At 63.5% G+C, this 14,395-nt stretch carries 9 protein-coding genes; 2 read left to right on the top strand and 7 right to left on the bottom strand.

Going from position 1 to position 14,395, the window contains the following annotated elements; all coding sequences use genetic code 11:
• Nucleotides 1-108: 108 nt before the first annotated feature.
• The gene (mltF, locus tag B0W55_RS25445) at nucleotides 109-1,569 is read right to left on the bottom strand and encodes a membrane-bound lytic murein transglycosylase MltF (protein WP_077048671.1); all 1,461 of its coding nucleotides are present in this window, start codon (nucleotides 1,567-1,569) and stop codon (nucleotides 109-111) included.
• Nucleotides 1,570-1,854: 285 nt separating this feature from the next.
• Here mltF and purL point away from each other — a divergent pair, with 285 nt between their 5' ends.
• Both purL and B0W55_RS25435 read left to right on the top strand, forming a co-directional pair.
• Complete coding sequence (gene purL, locus B0W55_RS25440) at nucleotides 1,855-5,751, top strand: phosphoribosylformylglycinamidine synthase (protein ID WP_077048670.1); 3,897 nt, start codon at nucleotides 1,855-1,857, stop codon at nucleotides 5,749-5,751.
• A gap of 5 nt (nucleotides 5,752-5,756) precedes the next feature.
• Complete coding sequence (locus B0W55_RS25435) at nucleotides 5,757-6,068, top strand: YqfO family protein (protein WP_077048672.1); 312 nt, start codon at nucleotides 5,757-5,759, stop codon at nucleotides 6,066-6,068.
• Between the two features lie 71 nt (nucleotides 6,069-6,139).
• Here the strand turns inward: B0W55_RS25435 and nagE are convergent, their stop codons facing one another.
• The 6 genes from nagE to B0W55_RS25405 form a co-directional block, all read right to left on the bottom strand.
• Nucleotides 6,140-7,855, bottom strand: a complete 1,716-nt coding sequence (gene nagE / locus B0W55_RS25430; RefSeq protein ID WP_077048669.1) for an N-acetylglucosamine-specific PTS transporter subunit IIBC — start codon at nucleotides 7,853-7,855, stop codon at nucleotides 6,140-6,142.
• Nucleotides 7,856-7,884: 29 nt separating this feature from the next.
• Nucleotides 7,885-10,401: a phosphoenolpyruvate--protein phosphotransferase gene (gene ptsP, locus B0W55_RS25425; protein ID WP_077048668.1), complete on the bottom strand. Its 2,517-nt coding sequence runs from the start codon at nucleotides 10,399-10,401 to the stop codon at nucleotides 7,885-7,887.
• A 50-nt stretch (nucleotides 10,402-10,451) separates the two neighbouring features.
• Nucleotides 10,452-11,474 (bottom strand): SIS domain-containing protein, encoded by a 1,023-nt coding sequence (locus B0W55_RS25420; RefSeq protein ID WP_139340977.1) that lies wholly within the window; start codon nucleotides 11,472-11,474, stop codon nucleotides 10,452-10,454.
• Nucleotides 11,455-12,561, bottom strand: a complete 1,107-nt coding sequence (gene nagA / locus B0W55_RS25415) for an N-acetylglucosamine-6-phosphate deacetylase (RefSeq protein ID WP_077048666.1) — start codon at nucleotides 12,559-12,561, stop codon at nucleotides 11,455-11,457. The genes B0W55_RS25420 and nagA overlap by 20 nt, the downstream gene beginning before the upstream one ends.
• 24 nt (nucleotides 12,562-12,585) lie before the next feature.
• A complete protein-coding gene (locus tag B0W55_RS25410; protein ID WP_077048665.1) occupies nucleotides 12,586-13,317 on the bottom strand; it encodes a GntR family transcriptional regulator in 732 nt (243 codons plus the stop codon).
• A gap of 483 nt (nucleotides 13,318-13,800) precedes the next feature.
• Entirely contained in the window at nucleotides 13,801-14,304 is a 504-nt protein-coding gene (locus tag B0W55_RS25405) for a murein L,D-transpeptidase family protein (RefSeq protein WP_077048664.1), read from the bottom strand.
• Nucleotides 14,305-14,395: the final 91 nt, after the last annotated feature.

The following is a 14,395-nucleotide window of genomic DNA, read 5'->3' as shown; positions in this document are numbered from 1 at the left end:
TGCGACGATTCGACTTGCTCGCGAAAGCGGTGTGTCAGGCAACAATGTTGTTGAATGATAAACCGCCTTCGCGAGCAAGCCCGCTCCTCCATTTGTTTGGGGTGACGGTCAGAGCTGCGGGCTTTCCTGTGGCGGCTTGGATTTGTCGATCCCCGGTACCACCAGTTTGCCCTCGGCCACCTGATCGCCTTCCAGCTGCGGCTGCGTGACCCAGGTCAGGATGTCGTAGTAGCGACGGATGTTCGCCACGAAATGCACCGGCTCGCCGCCGCGGGCGTAGCCGTAGCGGGTTTTGCTGTACCACTTCTTCTCCGACAGGCGGGGCAGGATCTTCTTCACGTCCAGCCACTTGTCCGGGTTCAGCCCTTCCTTGGCCGCCAGTTTGCGCGCGTCATCCAGGTGACCGCTGCCGACGTTGTAGGCCGCCAGGGCAAACCAGGTGCGATCCGGTTCCTGGATCGACTCGTCCAACTGATCCTTCATATAAGCCAGGTACTTGGCGCCGCCCATGATGCTCTGCTTGGGATCGAGGCGGTTGGACACGCCCATGGCCTGCGCGGTGTTCTGGGTCAGCATCATCAGGCCACGTACGCCGGTCTTGGACGTCACGGCCGGTTGCCACAGCGATTCCTGATAACCAATGGCCGCCAGCAGGCGCCAGTCGACCTTTTCTTTCTTGGCATAGGCCTTGAAGTGCTGTTCGTACTTGGGCAGGCGCTGTTGCAGGTGCTGGGCGAAGGTGGTGGCGCCCATGTAGCCGAGCACGTCGACGTGGCCGTAATAGCGGTCCTTGAGGCGCTGCAGGGTGCCGTTTTTCTTGACCTTGTCGAGGTACTCGTTGATTTCGTTGAGCAGGCTGTTGTCATCGCCCAACGCTACGGCCCAGCTCTGATTGCTGGCGTCGCCCAGGTCGAAGGCGACGCGGATGTTGGTGAAATACACCTGGTTCATCGCCACTTCGTTGGAGTCCACCAGGGTCAGGTCGATCTGACCTTCGTCCACCATGCGCAGCAGATCGACGACCTCGACCGCGTCCGACTCTTCGTATTCGATGCCGGGAAATTTCTGTTTCAGCTGCGCCAGCTGATCGGCGTGGGTGCTGCCCTTGAGCACCATGATCTTCTTGCCCACCAGATCCTTGGCGTCCGTGGGACGGGACTGGCCGTTGCGATAGATGATCTGCGGAGTGACTTCCAGGTAGGAGTGGGAGAAGCGCACCTGCTTCTTGCGTTCCTCGCTGCTGACCAGGCCGGCGGCCGCCAGGACCGGGCCGTTGGGCTTGCCGATCTGGTTGAACAGGTCGTCCAGGTTGTCGGCGGTCTCGATCTTGAGCTCCACCCCCAGATCGTCGGCGAAGCGCTTCACCAGCTCGTATTCGAAGCCGGTTTCACCGTTGCGATCCTGAAAATAGGTGGCGGGGCTGTTTCGGGTGACCACCCGCAGCACACCATCCTCCTTTACGCGCTCGAGGGTGTTGGGTTTATCAACACAGCCACTGAGCATCAGGAAGAGTCCGGTTGCGATCAGCCATTTGGCGTATCGCGGACGCAAAGCCGTTGGGAAAAACATCTGCGCAGTATACGCAAAGGACCGCGGGCGCCATATCTCGACAGCGAGAGGGTTGTCTGCTAGAGATCACAAATCCGGCCGAAACCCCGCAGGAACAGGCCTTTTCTGCATTTTGTTACAGCGAAAATAAGGTGCCGTCAAAGGCCCCGGTAACCTGACTCTCGAGGCAGAAACACAGATCGACGCCCGAGTGCAACCGCACGTAGCGTTTCGGGTGATGTCGCGGGCTGTTTAGGCTAGAATGCACGGCCTCAAAGCACACCCCTTCCCGAGGCTGTCCCGAAGATGTTGATCCTGCGCGGCGCTCCTGCCCTTTCTGCCTTTCGCCACAGCAAACTCCTTGAGCAACTGAGCCAGAAAGTCCCGGCTGTCAGCGGCCTGTATGCTGAATTCGCTCACTTCGCCGAAGTGACCGGCGTCCTGACCGACGACGAACAGCAGGTGCTCGCGCGCCTTCTGAAGTACGGTCCTAGCGTTCCGGTCCAGGAGCCGACCGGTCGTCTGTTCCTCGTCCTGCCACGTTTCGGCACCATCTCGCCCTGGTCGAGCAAGGCCAGCGACATTGCTCGCAACTGCGGCCTGACCAAGATCCAGCGCCTGGAACGTGGCATTGCGTTCTATGTGGCCGGCCAGTTCAGCGATGCTGACGCCCAACTGATCAGCGACGCATTGCACGATCGCATGACCCAGATCGTCCTGGGCAACCTGGAACAGGCTGCCGGCCTGTTCAGCCACGCCGAGCCAAAACCCCTGACCGCGATCGACGTGCTCGGCGGCGGCCGCGCCGCGCTGGAAAAGGCCAACACCGAGCTGGGCCTGGCCCTGGCCGAAGACGAGATCGACTACCTGGTCAACGCCTTCGTCGGCCTCAAGCGCAACCCCCACGACATCGAACTGATGATGTTCGCCCAGGCGAACTCCGAGCACTGCCGCCACAAGATCTTCAACGCCAGTTGGGACATCGACGGCCAGAGCCAGGAAAAAAGCCTGTTCGGCATGATCAAGAACACCTATCAGATGCACAGCGAAGGCGTGCTGTCCGCTTACAAGGACAACGCTTCGGTGATCGTCGGCTCCGTGGCCGGGCGTTTCTTCCCGGACCCTGAAACCCGCCAGTACGGCGCGGTGCAGGAGCCGGTGCACATCCTGATGAAGGTCGAGACCCACAACCACCCGACCGCGATTGCCCCGTTCCCGGGCGCATCCACCGGTTCCGGCGGCGAAATCCGTGACGAAGGCGCCACCGGCCGTGGCGCCAAGCCAAAGGCGGGCCTGACCGGTTTCACCGTGTCCAACCTGCAGATCCCGGGCTTTGAACAGCCATGGGAAGTGCCTTACGGCAAGCCCGAGCGCATCGTTACCGCGCTGGATATCATGATCGAAGGCCCGTTGGGCGGCGCTGCGTTCAACAACGAATTCGGTCGTCCGGCGCTGACCGGCTACTTCCGTACTTTCGAGCAGTCGATCAGCACCCCCCACGGTGACGAAGTTCGCGGTTACCACAAGCCGATCATGCTGGCCGGCGGCATGGGCAACATCCGTGAAGAACACGTCAAGAAAGGCGAGATCGTCGTGGGCTCCAAGCTGATCGTGCTCGGCGGCCCGGCCATGCTGATCGGCCTGGGCGGCGGTGCCGCTTCCTCCATGGCCACCGGCACCAGCTCGGCGGACCTGGACTTCGCTTCGGTACAGCGCGAAAACCCGGAAATGGAACGTCGCTGCCAGGAAGTCATCGACCGTTGCTGGCAACTGGGTGACAAGAACCCGATCAGCTTCATCCACGACGTGGGTGCGGGCGGTCTGTCCAACGCCTTCCCGGAACTGGTCAACGACGGCGACCGCGGTGGCCGTTTTGAACTGCGCAACATTCCAAACGACGAGCCGGGCATGGCCCCGCACGAAATCTGGTCCAACGAATCCCAGGAGCGTTACGTCCTGGCGGTCGGCCCGGCCGACTTCGAGCGCTTCAAGGCCATCTGCGAGCGCGAGCGTTGCCCGTTCGCGGTCGTCGGCGAAGCCACTGCCGAGCCACAGCTGACCGTTACCGACAGCCACTTCGGCAACAGCCCGGTGGACATGCCACTGGAAGTGCTGCTGGGCAAAGCCCCGCGCATGCACCGTTCGGTCGTGCGTGAAAACGAGCTGGGCGACGATTTCGATCCGTCGACACTGAACATCGGCGAGTGCGTCGAGCGCGTCCTGCATCACCCGGCCGTGGCGAGCAAGAGCTTCCTGATCACCATCGGCGACCGCACCATCACCGGCCTCGTGGCCCGTGACCAGATGGTCGGCCCGTGGCAGGTTCCGGTGTCCGACGTTGCCGTCACCGCCACCAGCTTCGACGTCTACACCGGTGAAGCCATGGCCATGGGCGAGCGTACTCCGCTGGCACTGCTGGACGCTCCGGCGTCGGGCCGCATGGCCATCGGCGAAACCCTGACCAACATCGCGGCCTCGCGCATCGGCAAGATCTCCGACATCAAACTGTCGGCGAACTGGATGTCCGCGGCCGGCCACCCGGGTGAAGACGCGCGTTTGTACGACACCGTGAAAGCGGTCGGCATGGAACTGTGCCCTGAGCTGGGCATCACCATTCCGGTGGGCAAGGACTCCATGTCCATGGCCACCCGCTGGAACGACGAAGGCGTGGACAAGTCCGTGACGTCGCCGATGTCGCTGATCGTGACCGGGTTCGCCCCGGTGACCGACATCCGCCAGACCCTGACCCCGCAACTGCGCATGGACAAGGGCACCACTGACCTGATCCTGATCGACCTGGGCCGTGGCCAGAACCGCATGGGCGCCTCGATCCTGGCCCAGGTTCACGGCAAGCTCGGCAAGCAGGCGCCGGACGTCGATGACGCTGAAGACCTGAAAGCCTTCTTCGCCGTGATCCAGGGGCTGAACGCCGACGGTCACCTGCTGGCTTACCACGACCGTTCCGACGGTGGCCTGCTGACCAGCGTCGTCGAGATGGCGTTCGCCGGTCACTGCGGCCTGAGCCTGAACCTCGATGGCCTGGCGGAAACCTCCGCCGATATCGCTGCCATCCTGTTCAACGAAGAACTGGGCGCCGTGATCCAGGTTCGCCAGGACGCCACCGCCGACATCCTCGCGCAGTTCAGCGCTGCCGGTCTGGGCGAGTGCGTGTCGGTGATCGGTCAGCCAATCAACAATGGCCAGATCAACATCACCTTCAACGGTGACACCGTGTTCGAAGGCCAGCGTCGTCTGCTGCAACGCCAGTGGGCCGAGACCAGCTACCAGATCCAGCGCCTGCGTGACAACGCCGACTGCGCCGATCAGGAATTCGACGTACTGCTGGAAGAAGACAACCCGGGCCTGAACTTCAAGCTCAGCTACGACGTGAACCAGGACGTCGCCGCGCCTTACATCAAAAAAGGCATTCGCCCACAGGTTGCCGTGCTGCGTGAGCAGGGCGTCAACGGTCAGGTGGAAATGGCGGCCGCGTTCGACCGCGCCGGTTTCAACGCGATCGACGTGCACATGAGCGACATTCTGGCCGGCCGTGTCGACCTGAACGACTTCAAGGGCATGGTCGCTTGCGGCGGCTTCTCCTACGGCGACGTACTGGGTGCCGGTGAAGGCTGGGCCAAGTCGGCGCTGTTCAACAGCCGCGCCCGCGATGCGTTCCAGGGCTTCTTCGAACGCAACGACAGCTTCACCCTGGGCGTGTGCAACGGTTGCCAGATGATGTCCAACCTGCACGAGCTGATCCCGGGCAGCGAGTTCTGGCCGCACTTCGTGCGTAACCGTTCCGAGCAGTTCGAAGCGCGTGTTGCGATGGTACAGATCCAGGAGTCGAACTCGATCTTCCTGCAAGGCATGGCCGGTTCGCGCATGCCGATCGCCATTGCTCACGGTGAGGGTCATGCCGAGTTCTCCAGCGAAGAGGCTCTGCTGGAAGCCGATCTGTCCGGTTGCGTGGCGATGCGTTTCGTCGACAACCACGGCAAGGTCACCGAAACCTACCCGGCCAACCCGAACGGCTCGCCGCGCGGGATTACCGGTTTGACCAGCCGCGACGGTCGCGTGACCATCATGATGCCGCACCCGGAACGTGTGTTCCGCGCCGTGCAGAACTCATGGCGTTCCGATGACTGGAACGAAGACGCCCCATGGATGCGCATGTTCCGCAACGCTCGCGTTTGGGTGAACTGAGGGCCGTGTACAAGCTCAGCTTCTTTGTTCCGACCAGCCACGTAGAGCAGGTCAAAAGCGCCGTATTCGCCGCCGGTGGCGGTCGGATCGGCGCTTACGATCACTGCGCCTGGCAGGTGTTGGGCCAGGGCCAGTTCCGCCCGTTGGATGGCAGCCAGCCGTTCATAGGCGAGGCGGGCCAGGTCGAACAGGTCGAGGAATGGAAGGTTGAGCTGGTGGTGGCCGATGAGTTGATTCGCTCGGTGGTGGCGGCTCTTAAACAGAGCCACCCCTACGAGACACCGGCTTACGAGGTGTGGCGGCTGGAAGATTTCTGATCGTCCAGACTGCTCAAAAGAAAAACCCGCTGAAAGCAATTTCAGCGGGTTTTTTGTTGGCCTTATGGTCGTTAAACCTTGGCACTCACCTCGTTGCGGTTGACCAACGCCTCCAGCGCACCGCTCAAACTCGCGGCCTTGTCGCCGACCAGCAGGTGCCAGATCCCACCTTCAAGCTGGCTCACACCCAGGCAGCCCAACGCCTTCAAATCACACTCCGACAATTGTTTGCCATCGGCCAGGTGCAGGCGAATGCGGGTCATGGCCACGCAGTCCAGTTGCAGCACGTTGTCGCCACCGCCCAGGGCGTGCAGCCATTGCTGGGCTTCGGACGCCGCCACGTTGACCGGTTGCGGTTCATCGTCGCTGATGGCCGGGGTGGACATCAGGGCGCGTCCGAGGGCCGGCATGGCCAGGCGAATTTCGTCGGCAATGCTGTCGGCCATCGGCCCGACCACCACCTGCAAACTGCCGCCCTTGCCCGGGCGCACCACGGCCATCGCACCCAGTGCTTTCAAATCTGCATCGCAAACCTTGTTGCGATCGACCATGTCCAGGCGCAAGCGGGTGGTGCAGGCACCGACCGTGATCAGGTTTTCGGCCCCGCCCAGTGCCTTGATGTAGGCCCCGGCGCGGTCACTTTGCGCCATCGCCGTCTTCTCCACCGGTGCGCTGTCTTCCCGGCCCGGTGTCTTGAGTTGGAAACGGCGAATACAGAAATCAAACACCAGGTAGTACACCACCGCATAGGCCAGGCCCACCGGGATCACCCGCCAGCCGTTGGTGGATTTGCCCCAGCCGAGAATCATGTCGATGAAGCCGCCGGAGAAGGTAAAGCCCAGGTGAATGTTCAACAGGTTGGTGACCGCCATGGACAGCCCGGTCAGCAGCGCGTGCAGCAGATACAGCAGCGGCGCGAGGAACATGAAGGCGAATTCGATGGGTTCGGTGACGCCGGTCAGGAACGACGTCAGGGCCATCGACAGGAAAATCCCGCCCATGATCTTGCGGCGTTCCGGCAAGGCGTTGCGGTACATCGCCAGGCACGCGGCGGGCAGGCCGAACAGCATTACCGGGAACATGCCGGTCATGAACTGGCCGCCCTTGGGGTCGCCGGCAAAGTAGCGCGACAGATCGCCCGTGACCATGGCGCCTGTGGTCGGGTCGGTGAAGTTGCCGAACACGAACCACGCCATGTTGTTGAGAATATGGTGCAGGCCGGTGACGATCAGCAGGCGGTTGAACACGCCGAAAATGAACGCGCCGAAGCTGCCGCTCTCCAGCAACAGGGCGCCGAAACTGTTGATGCCGTGCTGGATCGGCGGCCAGATCAGGCCGAACACCACCCCCAGCCCCACCGCGCTGAACCCGGTGACAATCGGCACGAAACGCCGCCCGCCGAAGAACGCCAGGTACTCCGGCAACTTAATGTCCTTGAAGCGGTTGTACAGCGCCCCGGCCATCAAGCCGCTGATGATCCCGGCGAGCATGCCCATGTTGATGCTCGCATCCAGCACCTTGAGCGTCGACACCATCACCAGGTAACCGATGGCCCCGGCCAGGCCGGCCGTACCATTGTTGTCCTTGGCGAAACCGACCGCGATGCCGATGGCGAAGATCATGGCCAGGTTGGCGAAGATCACCTGGCCGGCATCGTGAATGATCGCGATGTTCAGCAGGTCGGTGTCACCCAGGCGCAGCAGCAGGCCGGCAATCGGCAGGATCGCGATCGGCAGCATCAGCGCGCGGCCGAGGCGCTGCAGGCCTTCGATAAAATATTGGTACATGGCGTTTCTCCCTGGATTTTTGTTGTTCTTCAGCTCAGAGGCCAATGCTGGTGGCAGGCGTGACGCACTGCGCCGGCGCTGCTCAACTTGAGCAGGTCGAGGCTGATGCGCCGGCATTCGCTGGCGTCGAGGTGGCGCACGCGGTCCTTGATTTCACCGATCTGCACCGGGCTCACCGACAGCTCGCTCACGCCCAGCCCGATCAACACCGGCGTGGCCAGCGGATCGGACGCCAGCGCCCCGCAAACCCCGACCCAGCGCTTGTGTTGCGCAGCACCGGCACAGGTCTGGGCGATCAGGCGCAGCAGCGCCGGATGCAGGGCATCAACCCGTGAGGCGAGGCCGGCGTGATCGCGGTCCATGGCCAGGGTGTATTGCGACAGGTCGTTAGTGCCGATGGACAGGAAGTCGGCGTGTTCGGCCAGTTGCTCGGCCAGCAGCGCGGCGGCCGGCACTTCGATCATCACCCCCAGTTCCGGGCGCTCGGTCAGGCCCAGTTCGCTGCACAGGGCGTCGAGGCGCTGGCGGATGTGCAGCAGTTCGTCGACCTCGGTGACCATTGGCAACAGGATCCGGCAACGGGACAGCGGCGTGACGTGCAGCAGGGCACGCAGTTGCTGGTCGAGGATTTCCGGGCGGGCCTGGGCCAGACGGATACCGCGCAGGCCGAGCACCGGGTTGGCTTCGGCGGGTAGCGGCAGGTAGTCCAGTTGCTTGTCGCCGCCGACGTCGATGGTGCGGATGATCACCGATTTGTCGCCCATGGCATCGAGCACGGCTTGATAGGCGCGCTGTTGTTCCTGTTCGTCCGGCGCGGTAGTGCGATCCACAAACAGGAATTCGGTGCGCAGCAGGCCGACGCCGTCGGCGCCATTGGCCAGGGCATCCGTGGCCTCGATGCTGGAGGCGACATTGGCCGCGACTTCGATGCGCAGACCATCCACCGTGCAGGCCGGGGAGTGCGCCTGGGACTGTTGCTCGGTGCGACGTTGGCGGCGGTCCAGTTGTGCCTGCTGCACCTCGGCCAGGCGTTGGGCGTTGGGTATCAGTTCCAGGCGCCCACCGTCGGCGTCCAGCACCACGGCCTGGCCTTGTTCTTGAGCCAGCAGCGTCGAGCCCAGTGCGACCAGGCATGGCAAGCCTTTGCCCCGGGCCAGAATCGCCACATGGGAGGTTGCGCCGCCTTCGACCATGCACAGCCCGGCAACGCCTTGCTCGCTCAGTTGCAGCAGATCGGACGGGGTCAACTCGTGGGCGGCGACGATGGCGCCGGGGGCTATGTCGTAATGCCAGGCTTCGCCGAGCAGGGCGCGCAGCACCCGTTGCTTGAGGTCGCGCAGGTCGTTGGCGCGTTCGGCCAGCAGTGAGCTGCCCAGTTGTTGCAGCACGTCGCACTGGGCGTCGATCGACTGGCTCCAGGCGTGGGTCGCGGCGCTGCCCAGGTCGATGGACAGGTGTGCGGCGTCCAGCAGGGCAGGGTCCTCCAGCAGTGCGAGATGGGCGGCGAAGATCGCTTCCTCATCGGTGTTCCTGTGTTTTCTGGCCTGGGTCAGGGTGCCGGCGATTTCACTGCGGACCTGGGTCAGTGCCGTGTCGAGCAGCGAGCGTTGCTGCACCGGGTCATTGCCGCCGGCATCCGTCGGCAGGCTGATGGCGTTCAAGCGAAACAGTGGCCCGCCGACCAGCCCCGGGGCGGCGCAGACACCGTGTAGCACGCCCGCTTCAGGTGCGCGGTGGTGCTGGACCCTGGGCGCAGGTGCGGCGGCGTGATGTTCTTCCACCAGAGCTGTGGACAAGGCGAGCAACAAGGCTTGCAGCGCCGCTTCCGCGTCCGGGCCCTGACAGCTGACCTGCACTTCGTCCTGCTCGCCGATGGCCAGACCCATCAGCCCGATCAGGCTGTCGCAGGTGGCCGATTTACCGGCGAAATGCAGCTGCGATTTGCTTTTGAAACCCTGTGCGGTCTGGCGGATCAGCGCCGCAGGCCGAGCATGCAGGCCGCCACGGTGGGCGATGCGGATATGGCCGATTCTTTCCTCGCCGATGAACGCGATGTCCACCGCCGCACTTGGGCCCTGACGGCGAATGATGTGCAGCAACGGCTCACCGACTTTCACTGATTTGAGGGTGATGGGGCGTGCCTGAAAGTCCTGGCTATTGGTGAGAATCAGCAGGCTGACCAGGCTCTTGCACTGCTGCGCGACCTGGTCCTGGTCGTAGCGCAGCAGAGGCTGGCCGTTGGCGACCCGGGCGCCTTCCTGAACCAGCACCGAAAAACCCCGGCCCTGCAGTTCCACCGTGTCCAGGCCCAAGTGCAGCAGCAACTCGGCGCCGTTGTCGGCGCGCAGGGTCACGGCGTGGCCGGTGCGCGCGATGTGCACCACGACACCGGCACAGGGGGCGTGCAAGGTGTCGTTGAGCGGGTCGATGGCGATGCCGTCACCCATGGCCCCGCTGGCGAACACCGCGTCCGGGACTTTGGCAAGCGTGAGCACCGGGCCGCTGAGCGGGGCGCTGAGGGTCAGCTCTTTATTGTTGTTGTGCATGGCTCGGTCTCATTGAAAACGGAATTCGGATCGACAGGGCGGTGTTGCCTTTAATGGGTACGCGTCACTTTGCTCAGGTACCGGGGCTGATCCGGGTCCATGCCCCGGGCCACCGCCAGGCCGGCGGCCATCACGTAGAAGCTCTGGATCGCCAGGATCGGATCGAGGGCCGGGTGTTCGGCGCGGGTCAGGGTCAGGTCGCGCTCGCTGACGTCATCCGGCGCTGCGAGCAAAACTCGAGCGCCGCGTTGACGCATGTCCGCCGCCAGGCTCAGCAGGCCCGCCTGCTCGGCGCCCCGTGGGGCGAAGACCAGCAACGGGTATTGCTCGCCGATCAACGCCATCGGGCCGTGGCGCACTTCTGCGCTGCTGAAGGCTTCGGCCTGGATCGCCGAGGTTTCCTTGAATTTGAGCGCCGCTTCCTGAGCGATAGCGAAGCCGGCACCACGGCCGATCACCATCAGACGCTGGCAATCGCGCAGGGCTTCGATGGCCAGGGTCCAGTCCTGTTGTGCGGCATCGCGCAGGCCTTCGGGCAAGGCCTGGCCGGCCTCGAGCAGTTCGGCGTCTTCTTTCCAGTGCCCGATCAAGCGCGCGCTGGCGCTGAGGGTGGCAATGAAACTCTTGGTCGCGGCGACGCTGCTTTCGGTGCCGGCCAACAGCGGAAGGCTGAATTCACAGGCCGCTTCCAGTGGCGAGTCGGCGGCGTTGACCATCGAGATGCTCAGCGCGCCGCGCTTGCGCAACAGGCGCAGGCTGTTGACCAGGTCCGGACTCTGCCCCGATTGGGAAAAGGCGAACGCCACCTGACCACTCACCTTCAGCGGCGCCTGTTGCATGGTGACCACCGACATCGGCAGCGACGCCACCGGGATGCCCAGCAGTTGCATGGTCAGGTAGGCGAAGTAACTGGCGGCGTGATCGGAACTGCCGCGGGCCACGGTCATGGCCACCTGCGGCGGCTGGCGGCGCAGGCGTCCGGCGATCTCGATCATCTGTGGGTCGAGTTGCTGCAATTGGGCCTGCACGGCCTCGAACGAGGACAGCGCCTCTTCAAGCATTTTTGAAGTCAATGTCTTCTCCTTCGACCATGACGGCGGTCAGTTTCAGTGAGCGATCCAGGCGCACGCAGTCAGCCCAGGCGCCGGGTTGCAGACGGCCGCGATCTTGGATGCCAAGGTAATCGGCGGGAAATTGCGACAGGCGCTGGGACGCCTCGCTGATGGGCAGACCGATCTTCACCAGGTTGCGCAGGGCTTGATCCATGGTCAGGGTGCTGCCGGCCAGGGTGCCGTCCGGCAGGCGCACGCCGCCCAGGCATTTGGTCACGGTGTGGCTGCCCAGCTTGTATTCGCCGTCGGGCATGCCCGCGGCGGCGGTGGAATCGGTGACGCAGTACAGGCACGGAATCGAGCGCAGGGCCACGCGGATGGCGCCGGGGTGCACGTGCAGCAGGTCGGGAATCAGTTCGGCGTATTGGGCGTGGGCCAGGGCCGCGCCAACGATGCCCGGCTCGCGGTGATGCAATGGGCTCATGGCGTTGTACAGGTGAGTGAAACTGGTGGCGCCCGCCTCCAGCGCCGCGACGCCTTCTTCGTAACTGCCCAGGGTATGGCCGATCTGCATGCGCACGCCGCGCTCGCTGAGGGTGCGGATAAGCGCAGCGTGGCCGGCGATTTCCGGGGCGATGGTAATGACGCGGATCGGCGCCAGGGCCATGTACTCCTCAACTTCGGCCAACAACGCGGTGTGGGCGAAGTTCGGTTGTGCGCCGAGTTTGCCGGGGTTGATGTAGGGGCCCTCCAGGTGAACGCCGAGCACCCGGGCGGCGCCTTTCGGACGCTGCTCGCAGAATTCCCCTACGTCCTTGAGCACCCTGGAAATCTCTTCGCTCGGCGCGGTCATGGTGGTGGCCAGCATCGAGGTGGTGCCGAAGCGCACGTGGGTTTTGCTGATGGTTTCGAACGCGGGCGCGCCTTCCATGATGTCCTTGCCGCCACCGCCGTGGACGTGCAGGTCGATGAAGCCGGGCAGCAGGTAAGGCAGGTCATTGTCTGCCGGATCGCAGGCCACGCCTTGGATGGATACCACCTTGCCGTGTTCGTGGACCAGCCGGCCGCGAACCCAGCCTTGGGCGGTGAGGATGTTGTCTTCGGACATGTCGGGGTCTCGGTGCAGGGCGGCTTATCGACGAAGCTCGGCGACAAAGTCGTAGTAGTCGTTGCGGCAATAGGTGTCGGTGACTTCGATGGGGGTGTTGTCTTCCAGGTAGCCGACCCGGGTCATCAGCAGCATGGCGGTGCCGGGGGCGATCCCGACCAGCGCGGCGAACTCGTCCGAGGCATTGATCGCCTGAATGTGCTGCAAGGCACGCACGATGGGCTTGCCGATGCCGTCGAGGTACTCGTACAGGGAATCGCCCACCGCCTGGGGTTTGGGAATGATCGAGGCGGGCAGGGTGCTCATTTCGATGGCCATTACCGTGTCGTCGGCTTTGCGCAGGCGTTTCATGCGCGCCACCTTGTCGTTGGGCGACAGGCCGAGGCGGATCAGTTCTTCGTGGGTCGGCAGGGTGATGTCCCGCTCCAGCCACTGCGAGCCCGGCACGAAGCCCTTCAGGCGCAGCATTTCGCTGAAGCCCGACAGGCGTGACAGCGGTTGCTCCAGGCGCGGGGTGATGAAGGTGCCGGAGCCTTGGTTGCGGCGGATCAGCCCCTGCTCGAACAACACTTCCAGGGCCTTGCGCGCGGTGACCCGGGAGATGCCCAGCATGTCGCTCAGGCTGCGCTCCGAGGGCATCGCCTGCTCGGCTTTCCACTGGCCGGCATGGATCGCCGCCTCCAGATTGCGCGCCAATTGCAGGTACAGCGGCGTGGGCTGGGTGTCGTCGGGACGCAGGGCGTGGAGGTCGTTCATGTAGGTCGGGTCCGATGCGGATGTGGGATTGTTGTCGCACGGTTGTGGGACGAAACGTAATACCACTTGAATACCATGTCAACGCGATAGGGTGGCCGTTGGCTCAGTGAAAGCGGGTGTTTTCGGGGGTTCTGAGGGGCTGTGGTTTGAAGTGGTATTAGTGGTGGGGGATTTGCAGGCAAAGATCGCAGCGTTCGGCAGCGCCTGTGGGGGGGAGTGGTATCACCCCTGCAGGCGCTGCCGAAGGTTGGGGTTTTTTGAATTTATTTTTTGAGGGCGACCGGAGGTGGTGCTCAAGAGGCGTCGCGAGGAGACGCAGAATGCTTTCGTGGCGAGGGAGCTTGCTCCCGCTGGGGCGCGCAGCGGCCCTGAAATCAGTTAATGCGGTGTTGGATCAGGAACAGCCGGGGGCTGCTGCGCAGCCCGACGGGAGCAAGCTCCCTCGCAACAAAAGCTATGCCCGTTTCGCACAAAAAACGGAAATCAGGGCCGGATTTCGATCATCGTGCCATCCGGCACCAGGTTCCAGATTTCGCGCATGTCCACGTTGCGCATGGCCACGCAGCCGTCGGTCCAGTCCAGGGTGTGGAACAGGTCTTCGGGGGTGTCTTCGGTGTCCGGCGTGCCGTGGATCATGATCATGCCGCCCGGCTCGACCCCTTCGCGGCGGGCGCGGGCCGAGTCGCTGATGTTCGGGTAGGAGATGTGCATCGCCAGGTTGAAGCGGTCACTGACCTTGCGCCAGTCGATCCAGTAGAAGCCTTCCGGGGTGCGTTTGTCGCCTTCCATCAGCTTCGGCCCCTTGGGCCTTTTGCCCAGGGAGATACGATAGGTCTTGAGCGGCTTGCCGTCGTTGATCAACTGCAACTGGTGGGCAGACTTGAGAACCAGGACTTTCTCGATGGGCTTGCCGTCGAGCGATCCCACGGCTGAAGCCTGGGACACCGCAACGAACGACAAGCAGAACAGGGCAAGCAACCAGCGCATTGAAACGATTCCCCAGGAGGTGTCGCGACTATATCTATTTATAGATGTTTTTTAATTGGCAGGCTTGGACAGCGGCGGGATCGATTCGGAC

This window comes from Pseudomonas sp. KK4, assembly GCF_001984065.1.
GTDB lineage: Bacteria > Pseudomonadota > Gammaproteobacteria > Pseudomonadales > Pseudomonadaceae > Aquipseudomonas.
Note: the sequence above shows the minus strand (reverse complement) of the source record. Positions and strands in the feature narration are given on the sequence as shown.